This window comes from Sporomusa rhizae (assembly GCF_041428845.1).
GTDB lineage: Bacteria > Bacillota > Negativicutes > Sporomusales > Sporomusaceae > Sporomusa > Sporomusa rhizae.
The window spans coordinates 2,868,487-2,893,452 of record NZ_CP156925.1; the positions used below are offsets into that span (position 1 = coordinate 2,868,487).

General features: G+C 41.0%; 26 protein-coding genes, 4 tRNA genes, 1 riboswitch and 1 other annotated feature. Of the genes, 5 read left to right on the forward strand and 25 right to left on the reverse strand.

Annotated features, from left to right (window positions below):
• Positions 1–68 precede the first annotated feature (68 nt).
• The 7 genes from pheT to SRRS_RS13490 all read right to left on the reverse strand — a co-directional run bounded on the left by pheT (position 69) and on the right by SRRS_RS13490 (position 7,245).
• On the reverse strand, positions 69–2,498 hold the full coding sequence (pheT, locus tag SRRS_RS13460) for a phenylalanine--tRNA ligase subunit beta (protein WP_371369601.1): 2,430 nt from the start codon (positions 2,496–2,498) through the stop codon (positions 69–71).
• Positions 2,499–2,521: 23 nt separating this feature from the next.
• Positions 2,522–3,544, reverse strand: coding sequence for a phenylalanine--tRNA ligase subunit alpha (gene pheS / locus SRRS_RS13465; protein WP_371369603.1), 1,023 nt, complete (start codon positions 3,542–3,544; stop codon positions 2,522–2,524).
• 266 nt (positions 3,545–3,810) lie between these two features.
• Positions 3,811–3,900, reverse strand: coding sequence for a YqzL family protein (locus SRRS_RS13470; protein ID WP_371369605.1), 90 nt, complete (start codon positions 3,898–3,900; stop codon positions 3,811–3,813).
• Positions 3,901–3,970: 70 nt separating this feature from the next.
• Complete coding sequence (locus SRRS_RS13475) at positions 3,971–4,789, reverse strand: TrmH family RNA methyltransferase (RefSeq protein WP_371369607.1); 819 nt, start codon at positions 4,787–4,789, stop codon at positions 3,971–3,973.
• Entirely contained in the window at positions 4,786–5,445 is a 660-nt protein-coding gene (locus SRRS_RS13480; protein WP_371369609.1) for a TrkA family potassium uptake protein, read from the reverse strand. Before SRRS_RS13480 ends, SRRS_RS13475 begins: the two co-directional genes overlap by 4 nt.
• 16 nt (positions 5,446–5,461) lie before the next feature.
• Positions 5,462–6,829: a TrkH family potassium uptake protein gene (locus SRRS_RS13485; RefSeq protein WP_371369611.1), complete on the reverse strand. Its 1,368-nt coding sequence runs from the start codon at positions 6,827–6,829 to the stop codon at positions 5,462–5,464.
• A gap of 83 nt (positions 6,830–6,912) precedes the next feature.
• The gene (locus SRRS_RS13490) at positions 6,913–7,245 is read right to left on the reverse strand and encodes a DUF4406 domain-containing protein (protein ID WP_371369613.1); all 333 of its coding nucleotides are present in this window, start codon (positions 7,243–7,245) and stop codon (positions 6,913–6,915) included.
• A 65-nt stretch (positions 7,246–7,310) separates the two neighbouring features.
• Here SRRS_RS13490 and SRRS_RS13495 point away from each other — a divergent pair, with 65 nt between their 5' ends.
• The gene (locus tag SRRS_RS13495) at positions 7,311–7,706 is read left to right on the forward strand and encodes a hypothetical protein (protein ID WP_371369615.1); all 396 of its coding nucleotides are present in this window, start codon (positions 7,311–7,313) and stop codon (positions 7,704–7,706) included.
• A 61-nt stretch (positions 7,707–7,767) separates the two neighbouring features.
• On the opposite strand, the gene SRRS_RS13500 is transcribed toward SRRS_RS13495, so the two are convergent.
• The 8 genes from SRRS_RS13500 to SRRS_RS13535 form a co-directional block, all read right to left on the reverse strand.
• Positions 7,768–8,616 (reverse strand): ketose-bisphosphate aldolase, encoded by an 849-nt coding sequence (locus SRRS_RS13500; RefSeq protein WP_371369616.1) that lies wholly within the window; start codon positions 8,614–8,616, stop codon positions 7,768–7,770.
• Positions 8,617–8,854: 238 nt separating this feature from the next.
• On the reverse strand, positions 8,855–9,208 hold the full coding sequence (gene rplT / locus SRRS_RS13505) for a 50S ribosomal protein L20 (RefSeq protein ID WP_371369618.1): 354 nt from the start codon (positions 9,206–9,208) through the stop codon (positions 8,855–8,857).
• Between the two features lie 39 nt (positions 9,209–9,247).
• Positions 9,248–9,445 carry a 50S ribosomal protein L35 gene (rpmI, locus tag SRRS_RS13510; RefSeq protein WP_371369619.1) on the reverse strand — a complete coding sequence of 66 codons (198 nt, stop codon included), beginning with the start codon at positions 9,443–9,445 and terminating at the stop codon, positions 9,248–9,250.
• A 21-nt stretch (positions 9,446–9,466) separates the two neighbouring features.
• On the reverse strand, positions 9,467–10,000 hold the full coding sequence (infC, locus tag SRRS_RS13515) for a translation initiation factor IF-3 (protein ID WP_371369824.1): 534 nt from the start codon (positions 9,998–10,000) through the stop codon (positions 9,467–9,469).
• Positions 10,001–10,024: 24 nt separating this feature from the next.
• Positions 10,025–10,156, reverse strand: a sequence feature (ribosomal protein L20 leader region).
• A gap of 63 nt (positions 10,157–10,219) precedes the next feature.
• Positions 10,220–12,130: a threonine--tRNA ligase gene (thrS, locus tag SRRS_RS13520; RefSeq protein WP_371369620.1), complete on the reverse strand. Its 1,911-nt coding sequence runs from the start codon at positions 12,128–12,130 to the stop codon at positions 10,220–10,222.
• A 310-nt stretch (positions 12,131–12,440) separates the two neighbouring features.
• Positions 12,441–13,340 carry a sporulation protein YtxC gene (ytxC, locus tag SRRS_RS13525; RefSeq protein ID WP_371369622.1) on the reverse strand — a complete coding sequence of 300 codons (900 nt, stop codon included), beginning with the start codon at positions 13,338–13,340 and terminating at the stop codon, positions 12,441–12,443.
• 79 nt (positions 13,341–13,419) lie between these two features.
• Positions 13,420–13,746, reverse strand: a complete 327-nt coding sequence (locus tag SRRS_RS13530; protein WP_371369624.1) for a GRAM domain-containing protein — start codon at positions 13,744–13,746, stop codon at positions 13,420–13,422.
• 15 nt (positions 13,747–13,761) lie between these two features.
• The gene (locus tag SRRS_RS13535; RefSeq protein ID WP_371369626.1) at positions 13,762–15,366 is read right to left on the reverse strand and encodes a peptide chain release factor 3; all 1,605 of its coding nucleotides are present in this window, start codon (positions 15,364–15,366) and stop codon (positions 13,762–13,764) included.
• A gap of 93 nt (positions 15,367–15,459) precedes the next feature.
• On the opposite strand from SRRS_RS13535, the gene SRRS_RS13540 reads away from it, so the two are divergent.
• From SRRS_RS13540 to SRRS_RS13555, 4 genes are all read left to right on the forward strand, one after another.
• The gene (locus SRRS_RS13540) at positions 15,460–15,822 is read left to right on the forward strand and encodes a hypothetical protein (RefSeq protein ID WP_371369628.1); all 363 of its coding nucleotides are present in this window, start codon (positions 15,460–15,462) and stop codon (positions 15,820–15,822) included.
• 217 nt (positions 15,823–16,039) lie between these two features.
• Positions 16,040–16,115: transfer RNA gene (locus SRRS_RS13545), tRNA-Met, on the forward strand.
• A 2-nt stretch (positions 16,116–16,117) separates the two neighbouring features.
• Positions 16,118–16,193 (forward strand) — tRNA-Thr (locus tag SRRS_RS13550).
• Between the two features lie 9 nt (positions 16,194–16,202).
• Positions 16,203–16,279 (forward strand) — tRNA-Met (locus SRRS_RS13555).
• Between the two features lie 127 nt (positions 16,280–16,406).
• Here SRRS_RS13555 and SRRS_RS13560 read toward each other — a convergent pair.
• From SRRS_RS13560 to SRRS_RS13605, 10 genes are all read right to left on the reverse strand, one after another.
• Entirely contained in the window at positions 16,407–17,261 is an 855-nt protein-coding gene (locus SRRS_RS13560) for a carcinine hydrolase/isopenicillin-N N-acyltransferase family protein (protein WP_371369630.1), read from the reverse strand.
• A gap of 246 nt (positions 17,262–17,507) precedes the next feature.
• Positions 17,508–17,584, reverse strand: a tRNA-Val gene (locus tag SRRS_RS13565).
• Positions 17,585–17,644: 60 nt separating this feature from the next.
• Positions 17,645–18,778 carry an acyl-CoA dehydrogenase family protein gene (locus tag SRRS_RS13570; protein WP_371369632.1) on the reverse strand — a complete coding sequence of 378 codons (1,134 nt, stop codon included), beginning with the start codon at positions 18,776–18,778 and terminating at the stop codon, positions 17,645–17,647.
• Positions 18,779–18,883: 105 nt separating this feature from the next.
• The gene (locus SRRS_RS13575; RefSeq protein ID WP_371369634.1) at positions 18,884–19,336 is read right to left on the reverse strand and encodes a DMT family transporter; all 453 of its coding nucleotides are present in this window, start codon (positions 19,334–19,336) and stop codon (positions 18,884–18,886) included.
• Positions 19,337–19,515: 179 nt separating this feature from the next.
• Complete coding sequence (locus SRRS_RS13580; RefSeq protein WP_371369635.1) at positions 19,516–20,121, reverse strand: 3D domain-containing protein; 606 nt, start codon at positions 20,119–20,121, stop codon at positions 19,516–19,518.
• Positions 20,120–20,265: riboswitch (cyclic di-AMP (ydaO/yuaA leader) on the reverse strand. (Overlaps the previous gene by 2 nt.)
• Before the next feature lie 105 nt (positions 20,266–20,370).
• Complete coding sequence (locus tag SRRS_RS13585; RefSeq protein WP_371369637.1) at positions 20,371–21,090, reverse strand: L,D-transpeptidase family protein; 720 nt, start codon at positions 21,088–21,090, stop codon at positions 20,371–20,373.
• A 97-nt stretch (positions 21,091–21,187) separates the two neighbouring features.
• Positions 21,188–21,973, reverse strand: a complete 786-nt coding sequence (locus SRRS_RS13590; RefSeq protein WP_371369639.1) for a 3D domain-containing protein — start codon at positions 21,971–21,973, stop codon at positions 21,188–21,190.
• 130 nt (positions 21,974–22,103) lie between these two features.
• Positions 22,104–22,805 carry a 2-phosphosulfolactate phosphatase gene (locus SRRS_RS13595; RefSeq protein WP_371369641.1) on the reverse strand — a complete coding sequence of 234 codons (702 nt, stop codon included), beginning with the start codon at positions 22,803–22,805 and terminating at the stop codon, positions 22,104–22,106.
• Positions 22,806–22,846: 41 nt separating this feature from the next.
• Positions 22,847–24,100: a Zn-dependent hydrolase gene (locus SRRS_RS13600; protein ID WP_371369643.1), complete on the reverse strand. Its 1,254-nt coding sequence runs from the start codon at positions 24,098–24,100 to the stop codon at positions 22,847–22,849.
• Positions 24,101–24,206: 106 nt separating this feature from the next.
• Positions 24,207–24,878, reverse strand: coding sequence for an NAD(P)/FAD-dependent oxidoreductase (locus SRRS_RS13605; RefSeq protein WP_371369644.1), 672 nt, complete (start codon positions 24,876–24,878; stop codon positions 24,207–24,209).
• Positions 24,879–24,966 lie beyond the last annotated feature (88 nt).

Below are 24,966 nucleotides of genomic sequence, written 5' to 3' on the forward strand. Positions count from 1 at the left end.
ACAGTTTAACACAAAAAGAGGTTGAGGTAAAGCGTTTTTTGTCTGTATATAAAACACAAAATTCCGCATCATTCGCGAATTTTCGCCATGAAAGTTCTTTCCAGATACACAATTATACTTTTAAAATACTCTTCAATTTCAGCATCTGTCAATGTTCTGTCACTTGCTTGGAAGGTAAGTGAAAATGCAAGGCTTCGTAACCCTTTTGTTACTTGCTGCCCTGTATAAACATCAAACAGCTGTACTGCAGTTAAGAGCGGACCCGCATTGGCACGAATGGCATTTGTTACATCGCTGGCAGAAACATTCTCAGGCAGAACGATTGCCAAATCTCGAGCAATTGCCGGAAATTTCGGTAAAGATTGATAGTTTATTTTGATAGCAGCATGTTTGACCAGTGCACCCACATTTAATTCAAATAAATACACTTTTTTGGTAATTTCATAAGAATCAAGAACTTGCGGGTGGATTTCGCCGACAAATCCTAATAATTCATCATCCACTTTGAATGCAGCTGTTTTACCGGGGTGTAAATATGGACTTACTTCTGCTACCACGGCATATTCATCAATCCCTAAAGCCTCTAAAATTGTTTCAACAGTGCCTTTAGCGTCATAGAAGTCTACGGTATCTTTTGTTTGATTCCAAGCCAGGGTTTGGCGTTTGCCAAGCATGGTGCCACATAACATTACCGGTTCCTGGGGTAAATCGTTAAGCGGTAATTCTTTTGGCAAATAAATGGCTCCAATTTCATAGATCTTTAAGTCTTCATTCTTACGTGATAGATTCCGAACAATAGTGTCCATCACACCGCCTAACAAAGTAGTGCGCAAAATAGGAAAATCCTCGGTAATCGGATTTAAGACTTCAATCGCCCGTCTTAAAGAGCTGTCAGCGGGAATGTTTAGTTTGTCGAAGGCGCTGGGATGAGAAAAACTTAAAGAAATAACTTCCGAAAAACCATTACCGGTGAGGACAGTTTTTACTTTGTCAATGATTGATTGTCCGTAACTCTGTTTCCCTTGCGCCATACTGCCCGCAGGAGTTGTGGCAGGTATATTATTAAAACCGTAAATCCTGGCAATTTCTTCACAAATATCTGCCGGCAGGGAAACGTCGCCACGCCAAGTAGGCACAGTCACGGTAATTTTTTCCGAAGCAGCATCGACGTCAAATTCGAGACTCTTCAGTATTTCAACCATAGTTTTTGCCGGAATATCAGTACCTAAGTAGCTATTTACCTGTGCTGGAGTAAACGTGACTTGTTTAGGCAAATGCATATTGGGGTATGCATCAACAACTCCTGGACAAACCTGGCATGCGCCCATAGCTTCAAGTAGGGTTGCCGCTCTGTCTAATGCTTTCATGATATTTACTGTATCTACACCACGTTCAAACCGTCCAGATGCTTCCGAACGAAGTCCTAAAGCGCGTGATGTCCGGCGAATACTTGCTCCTTTGAAGCTTGCAGCTTCCAGGAGAACATTTTGTGTATTAAAAGTAACCTCTGTTGCCAAACCGCCCATAACGCCGGCGATACCAACTGCCTGTACTGCATCCGCAATTACCAGCATATCTGGAGTAAGTTCGCGTTTTACGCCGTCGAGTGTAGTTAGTCTTTCACCGGGATTAGCTTTTCGTACGACTAAACTGTGGCGTGAAAGCAGGTTATAATCATAAGCATGCATAGGCTGACCTAATTCCAGCATTACGAAATTAGTAACATCAACGATATTGTTGATTGGCCGCATACCGGCTGCCTGGATCCTATGCTGCAGCCAGGCAGGTGATGGTCCAACCTTTACGTTGGTCAAAATTCGTGCAGCAAAGCGCGAGCAAAGACTAGAATCCTCAATTTGTATAGAGGTCATATTCTGTGCTTTCTCCGTTCCTGCTTCCTTTAAGTTGAGCATTGGCTTCTTAAGTGTGGCGCCGGTAAGCACCGCTATTTCGCGCGCAATACCCATGATACTGAAGCAATCGGCCCTGTTAGCAGTGAGTTCAAACTCAAGTACAACATCATCGAGGCCAAGAGCAGTACGAATATTTATACCTACCTCAGTATCTGCAGGCAGAATATAAATACCATTTCTGGCCTCAGGTGATACTAGTTTGCTATCAATAGCAAGTTCTTCTACCGAGCATAACATACCGTTTGACAACAAGCCACGAAGTTTTGTCGGCTGTATATTTACCCCATTGGGGAGGTTCGCCCCTACGGTAGCTACCGGAACAATATGATTTTTACGGACATTAGTAGCTCCGGTAACAATGGTTACTATTTCTTTACCAATATCTACTTTGCAAACCGACAATTTATCAGCGTCGGGGTGTGGATTTATCTCCATGATCTTGCCTGTGACTACTCCTGAGATATTTTGTCCTAAGTATTCTACAGTAGCAACAGGTACTCCGGCCATTGTCAGCATATCTGCCAGTTTTTCCGGTGTTTCCTTTATTTCAACATAGTCTTTAAGCCATTTAATTGACGCTCTCATATCTTTCCCCCTTATCCAAACCTTTAAAATTGACGCAAAAAGCGCATATCATTGTCAAAAAACAATCTGAGGTCATCAATTCCATATGTCAGCATAGCGATCCGTTCAACCCCCATGCCAAAAGCAAAACCACTTACTTTGGCAGGGTCAAAATTACTCATTTCAAGTACACGCGGATGAACCATACCGGAACCTAAGATTTCCAGCCAGCCAGTGCCGGAACATACGCGGCAGCCTTTGCCTTCGCACATAACACAGGAAATATCAACCTCAGCACTGGGTTCAGTAAATGGGAAGAAGCTGGGACGAAGTCTAATGTTAACTCTGTTACCGAAAATTTCTTTGCAAAACAATTCTAGTGTGCCTTTAAGATCAGCGAAACTGATACCTTTATCAATTACTAAGCCTTCCACTTGTTGGAACATAGGTGAATGAGTGGCGTCATAATCGCGTCTGTAAACCTTTCCGGGAGCAATAATGCGGATGGGTTGATTTGGTTCTGCCGACTGCATTGTCCGCACTTGTACCGGCGAAGTGTGTGTTCTAAGCAAAAATTCTTTAGTTATATAAAAAGAATCTTGCATATCACGGGCCGGATGATCCTGAGGTAAGTTGAGTGCCTCAAAATTATAATAATCTTGCTCTACTTCAGGTCCTTCTGCAATCTCAAAGCCCATACGCATAAAAGTGTCTTTAATGCGATTTAAAGTTAAGGTCAATGGGTGAAGATGCCCTAGAACGTTCCGACGCCCAGGCAGAGTAACATCGATTGTTTCTGATGCCAGCTTACTAGTCAGCTCTTCCTGCTTTATAGTCTCAGACTTATCGGCAATTATCTGCTCAAGCTCGTTTCTGATTTCATTAACTATTTGACCAACCCGTGGCCGCTCTTCGGGGCTTAATGCCCCTAAACCGCGCAACACAGCAGTAAGCAGCCCTTTTTTTCCTAGATACTTAACTTTTAATTCATTCAGTGCTTCTTTACCAGCAATTTGAGACAACTCTTTGAGAGCTGTTTCTCTTAATAATTTGAGCTCTTGTTCCATACATGCCTCCTAAAGATAAAAATAAAAAGACTTTCAACCCCAAGGGGCGAAAGTCTTGACTTCGCGGTACCACCCTAATTAGACTCAAATTCCTATAACGTGGAAAACGCCAGGCCTACACAAGAATATCCCTTCAGCCTAGATACTCAGAAGTGAACTTCTGCCAGTTGTTTCGGCGCCGCTCTCAATCTATGGCGGCATCCTCCCTGTACAAACGTGACTAACATACTCTCTTCCTCATCGTATGGCAATAAATCAATATTAACTTACTGCATCATTAACCGTTTATACCACAAATACGCAGCAATGGAACCGGTAGCTTCAAACATTCTCCAGAAGAATTCGGCGGTCATCATCCGTAAGACCCACCCTCTCTGCCCTTAATGGCAATTTCCGTCATTGCTAAACGTATTATAGCACAGCATTTTACAAATTACAAGTTGACCGTTGTCTTATGGCTTCATACAAAATTATACCAGCAGCAACCGCCACATTAAGTGATTCGGCTTGACCAACCAGCGGTATAGTTAAACAGCTGTCAGCTGCTTTTAGCAACTCAGCACTTACTCCTTGTCCCTCATTACCTAATACAATAGCTACAGGATTATTAAAATCAGCCTGATAGTAAGAGAAAGATTTTTGTAAACCTGTTGCCATCACTTTAATACCGGCTTCTTTAAGTACCGGTAGTAGTTCCGATGGCGATAATGCTTCGGTAATAGGTAAATGAAATAAAGATCCCATTGTTGCCCGCACTGTTTTACCGGCGTATATATCGGCTGACCCTTTAAGAACGATTACACCAGTACATCCAGCCGCGTCGGCAGTTCGAATAATGGTTCCGACGTTTCCAGGGTCTTGAATTCCATCTAGTATAATAAGCAAAGGTTGCTTATTTATACCAGATACCATGGTGTCAATTGTTGATGGCCGTTTTTCTAAAATAACCATAATACCCTGCGGTTGATCAGTGTCAGAAATTTTATTATAGATATTTTCCGGTACTACTACCATTTTGCAATTCATATTAGTTATTTTTTCAATCAGGCTGTGTGTTCGATTCTTAGCGGCGGCATTTTCCGTATAAATACATACTTCGACAGGCCAGCCTGCATTGATACATTCTTCTACTAAGCGCACACCTTCAGCTACAAACATACCTAAACTATCACGGTACTTTTTTTGTTTAAGCGATGCAACTTCTTTTATTAGTTTATTTTCCGGACTGGAAATAAACTCGGTCATTCTAATTCCTCCAGCTTTTGAATACCCTTGGTATGACCGACAAAAATCAAAATATCTCCTGGTTTGATTTTTTCATCAGGAAGAGGTGGAACGATTAGCTCTTCGTCACGTTTAATCGCGACTACGTTAACTTCATATTTTGCCCGCAGATTAGTCTCGGCCAAGCTCTTGCCAACGAGTGCTTTGGGAGCTGTAATTTCAACAATGCTTAGTACTGGTGATAGTTCAATGTATTCTAAGACATTAGTGGATACAAGATTATGCGCTACGCGCTGTCCCATATCACGTTCGGGATAAACTACCCTGTCGGCACCAATTTTGGCTAGCATTTTGCCGTGTAATTCGTTCCGGGCTTTGGCAACAATATATTTTACGCCAAGGTCTTTTAAAAGCAGCGTAGTCAATACATTCGCTTGAATATCTTCACCGATAGCCACAACAACAACATCAAAATTGCGGATGCCTAAAGCTTTTAATGAGTTTTCGTCTGTTGTATCGGCTTGAACGACGTGAGTGACTTCTTCACTAAACTTTTGGATTCTTTCCTCATCGGCGTCGATAGCCAAAACTTCATAGCCAAGGTTATATAATGCGCTTGCCACACTAGTTCCAAAACGGCCTAGCCCTATAACGGCAAATTGCTTGTTACTTTTCATGCTTATCCTTCTCCTCTTAACCTATGATAATTTTTCCTTCCGGGTATTGTAAATTGCCTTTACGGTTTCTAAGCGCGAAAGCAAGTGCAAGCGTAACAGGCCCTACCCGTCCGGCAAACATTGTTAAAATAATCCAGAGTTTACCAACAGTACTCAGTGTAGGCGTAACTCCTGCTGATAAGCCTACGGTTCCGAAGGCTGAAGTCACCTCAAATAACAATTTAATAAATGGTTGATTCTCAGTTATGCTTAGCATCATAGTTACAAAGATGACCAAAGCGGCAGATATCAATAGTACTGAAAATGCCTTATAAATAATTGCATATGGAATCCGGCGTTTAAATAGCTCTGCATCGCTACGGCCTCTAACTAACGCCCAAATTGCGGCGGCTAAAACGGCAGCCGTTGAAGTTTTGATACCACCACCTGTTGAAGCAGGGGATGCGCCAATAAACATAAGTAAAACCATGAAAAATAAGGTAGCATCTTTCAGGCTGCTCAAATCTACGGTATTCCATCCGGCAGTTCGTGCCGTTACTGACTGAAAATAGCTGGCTAAAAATTTTCCCTGCCAGGACAGATTACCTAAAGTAGCCGCGTTATTATATTCAAGAAGAAAAATTACGATCGAACCAAAAATAACCAGAACCAGGGTTGTCATTAATACCACTTTAGTATGCAACGAAAATTTCCGGAAACAACGGTTAGTCCAAATATCGGCAATAACCGTAAAACCTATGCCGCCTAAGATTATAAGGAAGGTAATAACAAGGTTGACAACAATATCGTCTACATAACTGGTGGCACTGGAGAATTTGCCGGTTACGCTGCCGAACAAGTCGAATCCGGCGTTGCAAAATGATGAAATAGCATGCCAATAGCCGAAGTAAATACCTTTAAGTCCCAAATCCTGGTACAAATGTACAGCAAGAATTGTCCCGCCAATAAACTCTATTGCCAGTGTTACTTTAATAATATACTGAGTCAGGCGTACAACCCCGGATACGGTAAGTTGGTTTAACGCTTCCTGCATTACTAACCGTTCTCTAAAATTAATTCGCTTACCGATTAATATCGCCATTAATGTAGCCATGGCCATAATGCCTAAACCGCCGGCTTGAATGAGAAAGATTACCACAAGCTGCCCAAATAATGAAAAATATGTACCTGTATCAACAACTACCAGGCCTGTGACACATACAGCAGAAGTTGCTGTAAACAAGGCGTCTACAAAGCTTAACCGCTCGCCTGTTGCCGAAGCAAGCGGTGTTGTTAAAAGAACTGCTCCCCCTAATATTAACCCGGCAAACCCCAATACAAGTATTTGATATGGTGTAAGCTTCCATTGGGCAATATCAAGCAGGTTATTAATTTTTGCCCCCAAAATCTTCCACTCCCTAAATTAAGTGTACCTTAAAATTATACCCAAATCGAGAAAACTAAACAAGATTCTGGATAAACTATTTTTCAGGAGGTGATATTTTGGGGTTCAGCAGGCGACGATTTAAACTTTATTGGGATATTGTTACATTTTGCAACTGCAACCTCTGCTAAGCAGCCTTCAGATTTTTTCCAATCCCCATAAACCCATAGCTCGTCACTTGCTCTTAGAAGTTCTAAGCAGTACTGCATAGCTTTTACCGGCTCTTTGTCAGGGTCAAAGAAGCTAAATGCAAGGACCGGTGATAATGGTAAGATACTACTGTCAGTGTCGATTATATTTCGGCAAAGGTGGGAAATCGAATCTATGTTACTGGCTATATCGCCGCGTAGTGGATGAGCAATATACACTTTTTTCACTGACGTCACTCTCCTTTCAAGTTTCGGTTCGGCAAACATTATCATGATAAATCGGAGGGGAGTTTATGCAAGAACAAGAAAAAGAACAAACTATTATTTCCTATTTTTCTTCTAGCACCAAAGCACAGTCAGCTGCAGATGCGTTGTCCAAAAGCGGAATGAATGACAACCACATTAAGCGAAGCAGCCGCTATGGTGTAACATTTGATACTGAACGCAATGATGCCACTGCTAACCTTGCTGAAACACTGACAGGATTAACCCTGTTTTCCATGAATACGTCTAACGAGACCAATTCGGCAGAAAGAGTACTTATGGGAGCTGACCCGTCAGTTAGCGGATTGAGTTCAAGAGGCTATGGCATGGCCGGCGGACATGCTTTTTCCCTTATTGCATTTGTTCCAGAATCCCGAGTTGAAGAAGCAGTTGCGCTCATAAAGAAAAATGGTGGCGAAGTTTAAAAGAACTAAAAAAACCCCCCTCGTCATAAGGACAGGGGGGTTTATGCAACTATTTTTTTTGCTATATTGCCTTGGAGATACAATCAAATGATAACATGTATCTCCGCACAGAATCTTTTACGCCTTTTTTCACCATTGACATGAGGTGAATATAGTTCGCAGCCTGATTTTTTGCCAGCTCTGCTTTTATAGTCTCCCCTGCTGCCATTGACATATCGGTAGCGACATTAATTTTGGTTATGCCGGACTGAATTGAACTTTGATAATCCTCTTTAGTAAGCTTAGAACCACCATGCATAACTAACGGTACATTTACCGTATTGCTAAGTTCAGAGAGGCGGGAGAAATTAAGTTTTGGATTGCCCCGGTAAACACCATGATTGGTTCCTACAGCCACAGCCAGTGCATCGACTTTAGTTTTTTCCACAAAGTTGTGAGCTATTTCCGGTTTAACTAAATTTTCCTCGTTTATATCTTTAATATTGCCGTAACAGCCAACATAGCCCAATTCACCCTCGACTGACACTCCGAGAGAATGGGCTATGCGTGTAATTTCTTTTGTTCTTTTTAAGTTGTCCTCAATTGATAAGGATGAACCATCAAACATAACAGAAGTAAACCCCCAACGAATGGCCTTCATTACTCCTTCATAAGTGTATCCATGGTCGAGATGAAGCGCAACAGGCACAGCCGCTTTTTGAGCAGCTTTCCTCATTGCTGCACTCAGGGTATCAACATCGACAAATTTAAACAAACGCTCGGGAATACCAAGCACCAGGGGAGTTTTTAATTCTTCCGCCACCTCAATAACAGCGCCTAAAGTCTCGAAATTAAAAACATTAAAACCACCTACAGCATACTTCCTTCTTTTTGCATCCTGGAGTAATTCTTTCATTGTTACCAGGGCCAAGGTTAACTCCTCCTTTTGTTTTAGTAAGCCAATATTTAATTGTAATTAATTTCTGTTGTATATTTTATTCGCCGCATGGGGTAAAAAACCTGCCAATTATAGAAAAATTTTAAAAAATCAAATTTTTAACCTGCGAGTAAATGCTGGATTTGTTTACTAGTAATTCCAATATTTATATATATTATGCATCAAAAATAAAAAAACTCCCAAAAAAATGGGAGTTTTATATTTTAACAACTTACCGTTGTTCTTTAGCAGTGCTTACCAGCTTGCCAAAAGCAGCCATATCATTAACTGCTAAGTCTGCAAGCATTTTACGGTTAACTTCTACTCCGGCTTTTTTAAGACCGTTGATTAACTGGCTGTATGAAATACCGTTAATACGGGCAGCCGCGTTGATCCGAGTGATCCACAGTTTACGGAAATCGCCTTTTTTGGCGCGACGGTCACTACGCGCATAATAAAGGGCTTTCATTACTGTTTCGTTTGCTTTTTTGAAAAGTTTACTCTTCGAACCGCGATAACCTTTAGCTAATTTAAGTATTTTTTTATGACGTTTATGTGCAGTAACGCCTTTTTTAACTCTTGGCATGTCACATACCTCCTGGTTTACTTATAATTGTTTTACAGCTTAGGCATAAGGAAGCATTTTTACTACGCGCTCATGGTCAGATTTGCTAACCAGAGCTGCTTTACGCAAATTACGTTTACGGGATGGAGATTTTTTCTCAAGAATATGTTTCTTGAAAGCTTTAGCGCGTTTAAATTCACCGCTGCCTGTTACTTTAAAGCGTTTAGCGGCACTTCTACGGGTTTTCATTTTTGGCATAGTTGGATATCCCCTTTCTATTTATGTGCTAGATTGCGTAGTGTTAGGCTTAGGAGCTACAATCATAATCATATTTTTACCTTCGAGCTTGGGTTCACGTTCGACAGTAGCCATATCTTTAAGTAAAGTAGCCATTCGAACTAAAACTTGTTTACCCAGTTCAGGATGAGAGAGTTCCCGCCCCCTAAACATAATGGTAACTTTGACTTTGTCGCCATCTTCCAAAAAGCGTTGGGCGTTTTTAAGCTTAACATTAAAATCATGATCCTCTATATTGGGACGGATTTTAACTTCTTTAAGCGTAATTACCTTTTGCTTCTTTCTGACTTCTTTGTCGCGTTTTTGCTGCTCGTACCGGAATTTACCAAAATCCATAATCCGGCACACCGGCGGCTTAGCAGTTGGCGCTACCTCAACCAAGTCTAGGTTTTGCTCCCCTGCCATACGCAATGCGTCCCTTAGCGACACAATCCCAAGTTGTTCATTGGTGCTGCTGACTAACCGAACTTCTTTTGCCCGAATTTCTTCATTAATCTTTAAAGTCTCTTTGCTAATTGCCGCTCACCTCCTGATGTACTTTGTTAAATAAAAAAGCGGGTGGTACAAACCACCCGCGCAATAGCATAATCCCAAAACGATTTTGCTTATTATAACCTTACTAACTGCTCAGAGCGTTGCAAGGTGAGAAGCGGATGGCTTCTACTTAAAAATTCAATTTACTTAGTTATATTAGCACCTTATACCAGTTAAGTCAAGCTATTTCTTTAAATATTATCAGCTTTTGGCAACAATTTCAGTGATTGCTGTTGAAATGAAGTCGTCAACAGGCATTACACCAATATCGCCCTGCCCTCTTTTCCGTACAGCGACAGTATGTGTTTCGACTTCTTTGTCGCCGACAACCAGCATGTAAGGAACTTTTTCCAACTGGCCTTCACGGATTTTATAGCCAATTTTTTCATTCCGGTCATCGACTTCAACCCGAATATCTTTATCACGCATTGTTTGGGCAATTTCTCTGGCATACTCAGCATGACGTTCGCTAATCGGCAGAATTTTTGCTTGCACGGGTGCCAGCCACATAGGAAATGCTCCGGCATAGTGCTCAATCAAAATACCAATAAACCGCTCAATGCTTCCGTAAGCTACACGGTGAATCATAACCGGACGGTGTTTTTGCCCGTCTTCGCCTATATAAGTAAGGTCGAATTTTTCCGGCATCAGCATATCGAGCTGAATCGTGCCGCACTGCCAGGTGCGACCGATGGAATCTTTAAGGTGGAAATCAATCTTAGGGCCGTAGAAGGCACCGTCGCCAGGGTTAATTATGAAAGGCATATTCAATTCTTCTAAGGCTTCTTGCAGTGCTGTTGTTGCAGTCTCCCATATTTCATCGGAACCCATAGCCTTTTCCGGCTTTGTGCTTAATTCGGCGTGATAAGTCAGGCCGAAAACACTGTATACCGTATTAAAGAGTTCAATAACTTTCTTGATTTCACTCTTGATTTGAGACGGCAGCATAAAGATATGAGAATCATCCTGAGTAAAGCTGCGTACGCGCATAAGACCATGCAGCGCACCAGAAATTTCGTGTCTGTGAACAAGACCAAGCTCGCAGGTACGAAGCGGGAAATCACGATAGCTGTGATGCTGCGTGCGATATACTAAGATACCGCCCGGACAGTTCATAGGTTTTACAGCATAACCTTCGTCATCAATTTTGGTAAAATACATATTTTGGCGATAATGATCCCAGTGTCCCGACTGCTGCCAAAGTTTTTGGTGAAGAATAATCGGGGTTTTAATCTCTTGGTAACCATACTTGACATGTAGTTTGCGCCAGAATGCTTCTAATTCGTTACGGATAACCATGCCTTTAGGATGGAAGAACGGGAAACCGGGACCTTCTTCTTGAATGCTGAACAAATCAAGTTCCCGGCCTAGTTTGCGATGATCACGTTTTGCTGCTTCTTCCATCATGGTGATGTAGGCATCTAAATCTGCTTTCTTTTCAAAACAGGTTCCGTATATCCGCTGTAACATCTTGCGTTTTTCATCACCACGCCAATAAGCACCGGCAATACTTTGCAGTTTAATGGCTTTAACGCGTCCGGTCGACGGAACATGCGGTCCTGCGCATAAGTCAATAAAATCCCCTTGTTTATACAGCGATATCTCAACATCTTCAGGCAAATCGCGAATTAGCTCTTGCTTATAGATTTCGCCTTGCTCTCCAAACATTTTTAGGGCTTCTTCACGGCTGACTGTCAGGCGCTCAAGCGGAAGATTTTCTTTAACGATTTTTTCCATCTCAGCTTGAATTTTTTCTAAATCTTCAGGGGTAAATGTATGTGCGGTATCAAAATCATAGTAAAAACCATTGGCAATAGACGGGCCAATACCTAATTTAACATCTCCATATAAGCGTTTTACGGCTTGCGCTAAAATATGAGAAGTTGTATGACGTAAGGCATCTTTGCCATCGCCGTCTTCAAATGTTAAAAATTCGACTGCAGCGTCTTTTTCTAATTTAGCCGACAAATCTGTTACTTGTCCATCGATTTTAGCAACAAGTGCAGTTTTAGCTAAATTTCTGCTGATTGATTCAGCAGCTTCAGCTAAAGTTTTTCCTTGTTCGATTTCGCGTACTGCTCCATCTTTTAGTGTCATCTTAATTTTTCCCATGTTTCGGAGCCTCCTTAACAAAATAAAAAACTCTCATCCCTATAGGGACGAGAGTTAATACCCGTGGTTCCACCCTGTTTGGCAACATGCCATCTCAGACTTTGATAACGGGAAAAGTCCCGGCTAAGCTTACTAATTTCAGCTAAGCAGTTTCGAGGTGGTAATCATGCTTGGTTTGCGTAAAGATGCTTTCAGCCTATGACATCTACTCTCTGGCACGCCTTTCAAAACATCATCATATCCTCGGCATTACTATTATCGATAGTTTAATTATCAAATATTATATATAACTCAAGCTGCTTTGTCAAGCCTACAACTCAGTATTATTAGATTTCCCGGCATTAGTGCACATTTCGCAGCCATCACAAACCAAAACCCGACTTTCAAAAACGCATTTTATTGTCTCTAAAACGTCTTTATCTCTCAGCTTATTAGTGCTATGCACCATAATATTGCGGGGAGCAACAGTTATTAACGCGCTTATGAGCAAATCTTCATAATTGAGATTGTCTGTGTCATTCTCATTATGACTTTGCATTAAAGTATTCTCCAAATACTGATTATTTATTATTTTTCCATGTGCATCGTATATTTTAAAAACACTATTTCCGCTTATGACAACATGAGCTTCTTCCACCCTTGGTTCCTGCACATCCACAAAATAACGCAAAACCCTGATAAATTCTTTGTATTCCAACTCCATCATAAAATCATCAACAACATTATCAATGACTTGCGCTAGCTGCAGGCGATAATCTTTAAGGCGAAAATTTAAAAAGCCATCCAAAACTAACTCGTAATGATTATCTAAGTACTCTAGTATTCTGGATAATATTAACTTATAACGGTCAGCCGGACTAACGCCGAGGATTCTTAGCGCATTTGATTCAACTATCGCACGTTCATCAGGATTAAAATAAAAATAGTTATTATTGACTATTTTATTTATGAGCCGGTGTTCTTCGTTGCTGATGATCCAGTCGGCAAGTATTTGGGATACGCTGTTTTTTAGCATATTTTTTATCCGCTCATAATTGCGGAAAGACAGTTCACCATCACTGATATTTAAACCAAGAAATTTATAGCCGCCTTTATCAAGTTCTTCTATAACTATACGGAAGCCTTCTTGGGTCAGCGTTTTACAGTCGTATTCCAACTTTTCCCTGATATTTCCGGTTGTTCCGTTCAGGCCGATCGAAAGTAACTTCACCACCCTCACTCCCTTCTCATATAGTATATGTGCTACAGCTTATTTGCATACAACGAGGGTAGTGAAGTAATGTAAGTTGTTAGTTACCTTCTGCGATCTGGTCATTGATAGCGTTAAACCATTCATCACGGCCTTTTACTACAAAATTAATTACTTTATCTTTGATAGTAATGACTCTTAGTGCGTTAGGAATTATATAAAATGTTTTTTCTGCTCGTAGTTCTTTGATGTGGGTCAATGGTACTTCATCCATGTATTTATTGGCTGCACTCAGTGCGTAGCCAACAAACACAAGTCGGTATTCTGTTAAATAAAGTGCCCCGTTTAAGACGTCATTATCACTCGTGTAACTTGCTAAACATTTCTTGATGATCGTTTCATTTTCTTCCAAAGGAAAACTATACATAACGTATCACCACTCCTACACTTGACGGGCATCCTCAGGCACAACAAGGAACTGGACTTCCGGATTGCGCTCCATGACCCACCTAAGCTGCCATTCGTTATTGATTAAGGCTACCGGCCTATCTTTTATATCTTCAATCAACAGTCCGTTGTCCATATTTTTCATTGCTTTTACGTCAAGATTTTCGCCGTATAACCACCTGGCAACCGAATAAGGAAGCTTGTTCATCAGAATATCTACACCGTATTCATGTTTCAAACGGTACTCAAGCACTTCAAACTGTAATGATCCAACAACTCCGACAATAAAGGATTCTACAGGGTAATCAGGCTGGCGGAATACTTGTACGGCTCCTTCCTGAGTAAGCTGGGTCATTCCTTTAACAAACTGCTTTCGCTTCATTGTGTCTTTAGCTTGCACACGGGCAAATTGCTCTGGCGGAAATACCGGAAAGTCTTGGAATGTAAAGTTAGATCCTTCCTGACACAAGGTATCTCCAATGCCAAAAATCCCTGGATCAAATAATCCGATAATATCTCCCGGGTATGCTTCGTCAATAATTGTGCGTTCCTGCGCCAAAAACTGTTGCGGCTGAGCCAGTTTGACCGGTTTACCCGACTGCGCGTGATGGACAGTCATTCCCCTTTCAAATTTGCCGGAACATATTCTCATAAAAGCCAGTCGGTCACGGTGAGCTGGATTCATATTTGCCTGAATTTTAAATACAAACGCCGAAAACTTTTCTTCCGTTGGATCAATAGATCCTTCTGAGGAAACTCTAGGCATTGGTGGCGGAGCTAATTTTAAAAAGTCTTCTAAAAACAATCTGACACCAAAATTAGTCATAGCACTGCCAAAAAACATAGGGGTAAGTTCCCCTTGAGCTACTTTGTCGAAGTCAAATTGGTCCCCTGCCATATCTAAAAGTTCAATATCATCACATAGCGCCTGATGAACCTCTGCACCAAGTGCTTCTTTAAAAGCAGGGTCATCGACATTACCCTGTGTTGAGGGCAAAACCCATTGCCCATGAACTCCACCACGTTCAAACAATTCTATTTGAGCCTGTTTACGTATGTAAATACCGCTATAGTTACCATCAATGCCAATGGGCCAATTCATAGGATAAGCCCGAATTCCTAATACTTTTTCAATCTCTTCCATTAATTCAAACGGGCTGCGGCCATAGCGATCAAGCTTATTTATAAAAGTAAATACGGGAATTCCCCGCTGTTTACAAACCTGAAATAGCTTTTTTGTCTGCTCTTCGACGCCTTTGGCAACGTCAATAAGCATCACCGCGCTGTCGGCGGCCATTAGTGTACGATAGGTATCTTCACTGAAGTCTTGGTGACCGGGAGTATCAAGGATATTAATCCGAAAACCATCATAATCAAATTGCAAGACACTGGAAGTGACTGAAATACCACGTTGTTTTTCAATTTCCATCCAGTCAGATACAGCGTGCTTTTGGGCTTTTCTGGCTTTTACAGATCCAGCTAAGCGAATTGCACCGCCGAAGAGTAGCAGTTTTTCAGTTAACGTTGTTTTGCCGGCATCCGGATGAGATATAATAGCAAAAGTACGCCGTTTACTAATTTCGGGAGCAAGATTTGACATTATTGCCTCCTAAAGTTAATTCTGTTAAATTTACAGCATAACTGTCTGGTTAGCGGGAATAATCATATCGAGACCATTAATGGAGGTACACTTATGAGTATACATATGAGCCAACTTCCCGTCAAAAAAATATGTATTGACGTTCGTACACTCTCAGAGAACGGTACATACGAATTCACAGTTGATTGTGATGCTGTATATTTTGGTGCAGTCTATGATAATGACGGCAATCTGCAGTCAGTCGACCAATATTTTTATACAGACCGGTTTTCCCAAGATGACCTTGAAGGCGCCCTGGAAGAGGACCAGTTATTTACCGTAGACAACCGAGATTTTCCGACAAAAACATATTTATTAAGCAAGAATATAGCCGGAAAGGAATGGCTCAGATTTCACGCAGTTGTTCCTTGTGCTATCAGCCCTGATTATTTTTATAGCAAATTTATCGGCGACTGACAGGTTACGCATTGGATTAGCGCCTATTAGTATTAGTTACACCGCAAATACTAATCTTCTAAGGAATAACGCAAACAGTACAATAATTTAATATACACCATTAATTAACAGTAGTCAATGACACTGCCTTCCCAATAGTTGCAATGCTATTAGATTGAAAAATTGATTGACATAGTATTGCCCGTACTATATAATTAAATTTGTGACAAAAATTTATCGCGGGGTGGAGCAGTTGGTAGCTCGTCGGGCTCATAACCCGAAGGTCACAGGTTCAAGTCCTGTCCCCGCAACCAACGCTGGTGTAGCTCAGTCGGTAGAGCGTATCCTTGGTAAGGATAAGGTCACCGGTTCAATCCCGGTCACTAGCTCCATTTTAATACGGCGGCGTAGCTCAGCTGGCTAGAGCATGCGGTTCATACCCGCAGTGTCCGGGGTTCAAATCCCTGCGCCGCCACCAATTTTAAGAACTTGTCGTTAAGACAAGTTCTTTTCTGTTTATCATTCCTAGTTGTTATTTTAGAATTATATTTCTTTTTTATACCTACCACTCCTCTGCTAAACAATCATAACTAATGTTATGCGCATTAAAGTTCTAGTTTTTCGTCAAAAATATCTTCAACCTTTACCTTTTTGATTTGTTCACTCTCTCCAGGATTTAATATTTTAACATATAATTCGGGAGAGCCATACGGTGGTATTGATACAGCCCAGGTCGCCATAGTTCGTTGTTTTTGGGGCGAGCTTCCTATTCTAAAAATACTGTTATCAGGTCCATCGTTTTGATCGTTGCTAAAATCTAGAAAGGTATCAAGATTATACGGCGTTGCAGCATTACTTAGTAATGCTGCAATACGTTTATACCTGGTATTACTGCTCAGTCCGTCTACTCTGTTAAATTCCAACATTGATTCATCAACATAGTGATTGGTATGGAAAATAGCCTGGCTATCCTTCATTATGACGGCGTACTTGCCATCTGGCCCAATTTCAATAGTAGCTACTTTATTCCGGTCAGCCAGCATTAAATACTGCGGTCCTAAAAATAATTCAGTTCTAGCAATTGCTTCGTCTACACTGCCACATTCATTTAATAATTGCTCATAGAGCGCATGGGTATATGGCAGTATTTTTCTTTCTTTAAACGCTATAGATCCTGCTGATGCACTGATTGTAACTAATCCTTTTTCATTTATTCCTGCTTTTAGTCCCTTATGATTGCCGTCAATAACAAAAAGTCCAATATATTTGTACCCGTTTGCTGGTGAAATTAATTTTAATTTTTGATGATGATCAGGAGCCCAATCACGATTTTTAACGATTAAACTTCCACCTCCTTGAACAATATTGCCATTAGCAGCCCAAAGTGTGCATGCGTGTGCCTGTAAACCAAAAGTAAACATAATCAATAATAGTATTACAATTACTATCGTCCTTTTCACAATATCACTCCGATACATAGAATATAAATTATTGATTTTTACCGATACTTATTTTCGCTGTATTTATTTTACTACATTTCCAATAAAACAGTAGAGTTTAAGGCAAAAAACTGGCCGACAGTGAATATGTTGGCCAGTTGTAGTTTCATATAGTTTATTGAAGTCTCTTCGCACGGTGAAGAGATGGTATGTCTAATCTCGGCACATAAAAAAGGCTAGTAGATTAATCTACTAGCCTAAAATTTCTGGTGGGACTAACTGGACTCGAACCAGTGACCCCTACGATGTCAACGTAGTACTCTAACCAACTGAGCTATAATCCCTTACTACGTATGTAATTATATTACGGTTAACTTTAAAAGTCAAGCATCCAGAAATATAAATTAATATAAGATATTATTAGCAATTACTAAACGCTGAATTTGATTAGTGCCTTCGTAAATCTGCATAATCTTAGCGTCGCGCATATACTTTTCTGCCGGATATTCTTTGGAATACCCATAACCGCCAAGTACTTGTACGGCATCGGTTGTAACCTTCATAGCCGTATCGGCAGCAAAACATTTGGCTATGGCGGATTCCTTAGCATAGTCAACTCCTTGGTCTTTCATCCAGCAAGCTTTATATACCAAAAGGCGAGCTGCTTCGATTTGCATAGCCATATCTGCTAACATTGCTTGAATAAGCTGGAACGAAGCAATCGGCTTATCAAATTGAACACGCTCTTTAGAGTATTTAACAGCAAGCTCAAAGGCAGATTGGGCCAAGCCTACTGAAACTGCGCCGACAAATGGACGGGCTGCATCCAGAGTTTTCATTGCAATTTTAAAGCCTTCTCCTTCGCGGCCAATCCTGTTAGCTGCAGGAATACGCACATTCTCCAAAACCAATTCACAGGTGTTAGATGCTCTGATGCCCATCTTCTCTTCTTCTTTACCTACAGAGAAACCAGGGGTGCCGCGCTCAACGATAAACGCGGTTAACCCACGGATACCGGCTGTTTTACGTGTATTAGCAAAGATTACAAAAATATCGGCAATACCACCATTGGTAATAAAGCACTTAGTACCATTAAGTATATAGTGTTCACCGTCTTTGACTGCAGATGTAGCAACGGCTCCGGCATCAGATCCGGCACCTGGTTCGGTTAGTGCAAAAGCAGCCAATTTACCGTTATTTATGATATCAAAAAACTTGCGTTTTTGATCATCATTGCCTAACAATACCACTGGATACGAAGCTAATGCGTTTGCAGCTGTTGTCGTGGCAACACCAGCGCAACCTTTGCCTAATTCTTCATAAATAAGAGCAATTGAGAGAGCTTCGAGACCCGGACCATCATACTCTTCAGGAACGGTTAGATTAAGCAATCCAGCTTCGTCCAATTTTTTCCAAAGTTCTGGAGGAACCACGCCTTCTTTATCCATTTCTAAAGCGTGAGGAGTGATTTCTTTAGTAACTAATTCTCTAACCATCTTTTGCAGATCCAGTTGATCGGGAGTAAAGTTAAAATCCATGCTTTGCCTCCTTGTTGGTGACATGATACCAAAAAATTCTAATGATAAGTATACCTTATAATTTTTTTTTTGTTAACACCTAATAGCGAAAAAAATAAAAAAACGCTATTTTAATAACAATTTAGCGCCTATTGCAAGTAATACCAGTCCAAATATCTGCTGAGGACTGCATGACATACGCTCAAGACCGAAGCCGCCAAAGTGGTCAATAATTATAGCCGTTAAGACTTGCCCAACAATAATAGCCGTTGTAGCATTAGCTACACCGACTCCCGGAATACTAGCTGCTACTAAATATATTATAGCTACGCCAATAAAACCACCCAGCCATGAATACCAAGGTGCATCTTGCCATGCATACAAATTACCTTTTCCCATTTTAAAGAAAAAAAGCAAGATCACAGCCAAAATAGTTCCCGTAATATGGACAAAAAAAGTAGCTTCTAGAAGACCGATAACTTTACTTAATGCAGTATTAAGCGAACCTTGTACTGCCATTAATACCCCTGAAACCAATGCTAATACTAATGGCAGCATTTCGTTCGAAATAAAGTTCAAGCCTAAACACGCCCCCTTGTACTATACATAATTATAAAGTAGACTTAGCTTCAGATTGGGTTTTAACCCCATCAGAAGGTTAGTCACAGGATAAAAATAGTATAATACTTAGGGCCTGTTAATATTCCGGGAAGTTAGCTATTATAAAAAGAAAAGCAGGCCACGGCCTGCCAACTTTCTTAGTCCAGCACGTATACTGTAACTTTCTGCAATCCAAAGTTTAACGCTTCGCGGTGGCTGTCAAAAGCTAAGTCAATACGGTTGCCTTTAATAGCACTGCCAATATCGTCAGCTATCGCATAGCCGTACCCCTTAATATACAACCTAGTCCCCAGAGGAATCACTGATGGATCAACAGCAACCAAGCCCTTCCGCAAAAGGCTACCGGAATAGGTGCGGTTTCCATTACCTGGGTCAAACGCACTATAGCCTGATGCTCTCATAATAAGGGAACGACTGTATCTGCTGGGTTCACCAGCCAACCGTTCAAGATAGACAAAGTTTTCTTTGTCTATAATCCCATTTACAGTAAGGTTAGCACTTTGTTGAAATTCTTTTACGGCTTTTGCGGTAACAGGACCAAAAACCCCATCAATCTCTCCGGCATAAAAACCGCCATCTGCCAGCAGCTTCTGTACCAATCGTACGTCATCACCGCGTGCCCCGATAGTTAAGGCCGCCATATCCTGCGGCGGTGCAGCCAATCCGACAGCCGGGTTGGTAGTTAAGCACAACACGGTAAATACAAACAAAATTGCAAAAAATGCTCTCTTCAGTTGTACCACCTCTCTTTATTTATGCCTCCGAGGTTAGCTGTCGGGTTAGGGTCAAAGAGAAGAAAAGAGAATCACCCCTCCGCCATAGCGGATTTCACCCCTGTATATCTATTGGTTCCCCCGTACCTTATAAGGATTCGGCATTATAAATAATAATACACATTATTGTAAAATTGGTCAAATTTCTTAAATAGCTAAATTTTTATGTTATCACTAAATAGCGCGAATTGTTTCCTATTTATGACACGTTAACTAATTTTATATTCCTAAGACTGTGTATAGTTCCTTATTGGCCACACCGGTAACAGGTATTCCCTTATCTGCCTGGAAAGCTTTAACGGCTTCTTCGGTCATAGTGCCAAACAAACCATCTGCCCTGCCTTGAAAATACCCCAGTTCTTTAAGTTTCAGCTGTAATACTACAACATCAGCGCCGGATGTTTTTAATTTCAGATTCCTATTTACACTTACTTTTCTGTCTTCAATTCGCACCGGAGTTCCAATAGGAATCCATTCGAACAGTTCTTCGATGTCTTTATTACGCATTCGGATGCAGCCATGACTGGCAAACTGGCCAATTGACCATGGCTTATTAGTACCATGAATACCATAGGTGCCCCACGGTACATTTAGGCCCATCCACCGAGTCCCAAAACCTGTTCCCCAGTCGTAATCCTTCCAAACTACATTCCATTCACCTATTGGTGTCGGAGTTTTACTTTTCCCTACCGCGATGCGATATTTTTTATATAATTGCTCGTCATTATAAAGTTCGAGCACCCTTGACTGTATCTTTACCACAATACTTACTTTGCCTTTGGGAGATTCTGTCGGTTGGTTTGTTCCAATTGATGCAAACTCTTGTTCATCTATGTACTCGAAACTAATTATGCTAAACGCAATACTAATAATAGCCAAAATTACAATACTATAAAATATCCGGGATCGCCTAATTCTGAGAGACCGGAATGAATTCACTAAACTCCCTCCTCATGCAAACTACTCTTCCACAAAATATATGCGCATTTTCAAAGGGGTATGAAAAGAGGAATAAAAGAAACCGGCCATTGGCCGGTTAATTTAAAACGTACACTTTTACTTTTTGAATACCATAGTCAAGAGCTTCCTGTCTTGTGTCGAAAGCCAAGTCAATCCGATTGCCTTTAATGGCACTGCCTTGATCCTCAGCTACAGCCGGGCCGTAGCCCTCGACCCAGAGTTTTGTTCCCATAGGAATTACTTTAGGGTCAACAGCTACTACCCCTTTTTTTACTTTGCCACCCACATAGGTTGAATTATTCCATTTGCCGTTATCGAGCATTCCTGGACCGTAAGCAGTCGCAGTCATATCAAGCATTCTGCGGTAATTCTCCGGTGCTCCAGCAAGTGTGTTATTATTTTCAACCGCTTTAGGGGTTAGGTTATTGCTGTTATTAAACAACTGTGAAAGAAGTGCAATTTCTTTCTGATAACCAGCGAAATGATTGGTTACTTCTCCTTGCACTTTCTCTTGTACTTTATTGCGTACTGTAGATTCTACCATCTGAGTAAGATTATCCCGCGAAACAGTCTGCTCTTTCGGTGTTAATTGTTCAGCAAGTGCGGTAATATTATTAGCAACAGTAGCATTTCCAGAACGTTCCAGAGCCGTTTGCGCTATTCTGCCCAATAAGGCTTGCCTATCACTTGCATTTAACGTCTCTTTTACTTTTATTAACTCTTGTATCTGGGTGGCGGTTAGGTTGCCGGCAACTTGGGCCAGTTTATCATCCAAAAATGCTGCATTGGCTTTAGGTACTACAGGCGTAAAAAATGGCACTGAAAAAACCATCAACAGGATCGCGGCTATTTTTTTCTTCAAATATAAAACTCCTCTCATTTGATGGCTTGGCTCAGTAGACATTTTATCATATGGTTTACATAAATAACAGAGGGAAAATTGAACAAATAAAAAGCCTGAATGTTATCATTCAGGCAATACCGACGTATAATCAAGCCGTTATACTGTTTTCTGCAAATATTGGTACTACTGACAACGTGTCATGGTTTAAGCAATAGGCGATATCTTGTTCAAAGCCTATACTACTTAAATATTTGGCATGTGATGATTCGGAAACGCGGTTTAGCAGATCATTTTTAAAATCACAATACATTCCCTTGGCAGCTAAAGCAGTATCGCTAAGCTTAGACATGCTACTTAGTCGTTCTGCAAGCAGACCAGCACATAAAGTATCTTCTAACGAAAAACGCCCTTCGGAGCCTGCACACAAAATAACTATGTTTTCCTGCTGCTGACGCAAAGCGTTAGTAACAGCAGCCGCGTTAACAAAAGCTGCTACATATACTCTGGGAAGTGAAGCCGCTTTTGTCAATGCCAGGGTTCCATTGGTAGTTGTCATAACGAGGGTTTTATCAGCAATTTGTTCTCTTGTATATTCATAGGGCGAATTTCCTAGGTTAAACCCTGGTATAAGTAAGCCCTCCCGTTCCCCAGCCAGGAATACTTCAGGATATTTGTTCTTGATCTGGAGGGCCTCTTCCACCGTTTTTACCGGGATGATTCGCTTACAACCGTTTGCGCAGGCTGTAGCAATACTTGTAGTCGCGCGAAAGGCGTCAATAACTACCGCAGCGTAACCGCCATATTCCTTAGCATTAAAGTCGTTAGGTGTAAAACAAATATCAATGTTCAACTATATATGTACCTCGCTTGATTTAAATATATTTTTTAAAGTTATTTTGCCAATTGGTATAGTGTTTCTGTTAATACATCTAATCCTGCTTCAATGTCTTTCGGGTTAATGTATTCGTTCTCGTTGTGACTCACGCCGTCTTTACAAGGAACAAATATCAATCCGGCGGGTGCTACATAAGCTATGTTCATGGCATCATGCCCCGCACGGCTATCAAGCCTAAGGCTGGACAGTCTCAGTTTGGAACACACAGTTTCGATAATCTGATTCAAATTTTGACTGAGAGAAACCGGCTTTTCAGATGCTAATACTTCAATAGCAACTGCAGTATCATTGTCGTCGGCAATAGAACTTACCGCGTCTTTTATTTCCTGCAGCATTTCAACAATACTCTCATGCTCTGTTCCTCGTATATCAACCCACATTTCGACTTTTCCGGGAATTACATTAATAGCGCCAGGACGTGTCTTCAATATTGTTACTGTTCCAATGGCGCCTTTGTATTCATATTCGGCCGCAATGTTCCTAATGGCCAACACTATCAAAGATGCACTCACTAAAGCGTCTTGTCGTTCTGCAATGGAGATTGCGCCAGAATGACCAGGCATCCCAGTGACTGTTATCTTTAGTCTAGTAGGTGCGGAAACTCTATCTACAATACCAATATTGATACTCTTCTCATCTAAAAGTTCACCATGCTCAATATGCAATTCTACAAATCCTTTAATACTATTAGCTGGTCGCGCCGCATTTAGAGCGTTATCAATTTTAAGCCCGATTTTTTCTAACTCTGAGGCTAAGCTAATTTCTTCGTGGTCCTTAATTCGTTTCAATACAGCAGGGTTAGTTAGTCCGGCCATTGCCTTACTTCCTATAGTGGCAAAGGAAAATCTGCTGGATTCTTCAGCGGCGAACACAACGACCTCTAAAGGATGTTTAAGTTCATCTCGAGTCTTTAGACGACTGACAGCCGCTAGTCCACACACTATTCCTAGCACCCCGTCGTACTTTCCTCCGGAAGGTACGGTGTCAAGATGAGAACCTGTCATCACAGTTGCAGCCTCGGGATTAATTCCTTCTGGTTCATACCGCCCGATGATATTTCCAATAGCATCAGTAATTACGGCAAGACCTGCACTTTGCATTAGTTCAATGATATATTTTCGCGCTTGAAGATCATCATCAGTAAAAGCCAGGCGTGTGATACCAGACGCATTTTGTCCAAACTGAGCGATATGCTCTATTTGTGCCAAAACCCAGGATATGTCTTGCGAGTTATTAGTTTGAATAGCCATCGCCCCCTTAAATAAATCTCTACTGACAGTATAACTCTATTTTGGTAAAAATTCCATAATCGATTTTAAAAGATAAAACGCTTGGATTTCCAAGCGTTTTTATCTTTTACCCTAATATTCCTTGTTTTACAGTGTCTAGACCAAGACGATCGATCATCATTCCGATACGCTCGAATTTGCGGGCGTTTTCTTTATAGTATGCAATTACTTTTTCAATAATCGACAGCACTTCTTCTTGTGGAACCTGCTCAATTAATACATCGCCAATTCTCGCTCTGGCACCAGCACAGCCACCGATAACTATCTTCCAGCCTTTTGCAGTACCGATAAGACCAATGTCTTTAACTGAACTTTCAGCGCAAGAATTTGTACAGCCGCTAACCCCCAACTTTAGTTTTCCCGGCAATTCCAAGCCATGGTATAATTTATCAAGTTCTAGTCCTAATGTTAAACCATCCTGCTGTGCTCTTTTGCAAAAATGAGTTGCCGGGCAAATTTTTACACTTCTTACACATAACCCAATAGCAGCACCTTTGTCCAGGCCTAGGTCTTCCCAGGCGGCATCGATTTTATCTTCAGCTATACCAACAATAGCAATCCGTTGTGCCGAAGTAAGTTTTAATGCTTTAGCACCGTATTTTTCAGAAACATCTGCTATTTTCCTCAATACATTTACATCAAGAATTACACCGCCGGGAATATGTGGAGCAATCGCATAGGTTTCTTTATCACGCTGCACAATTGCACCTTTTTCAAGTAAATCTGTTTTAGTCTCCATAATTTTATCCTCCTTCATAAAATAACCATATGTACCGGAATATTATTATAATTAGATATTGATTATAAATTTCCTGCTATAAAAAAAT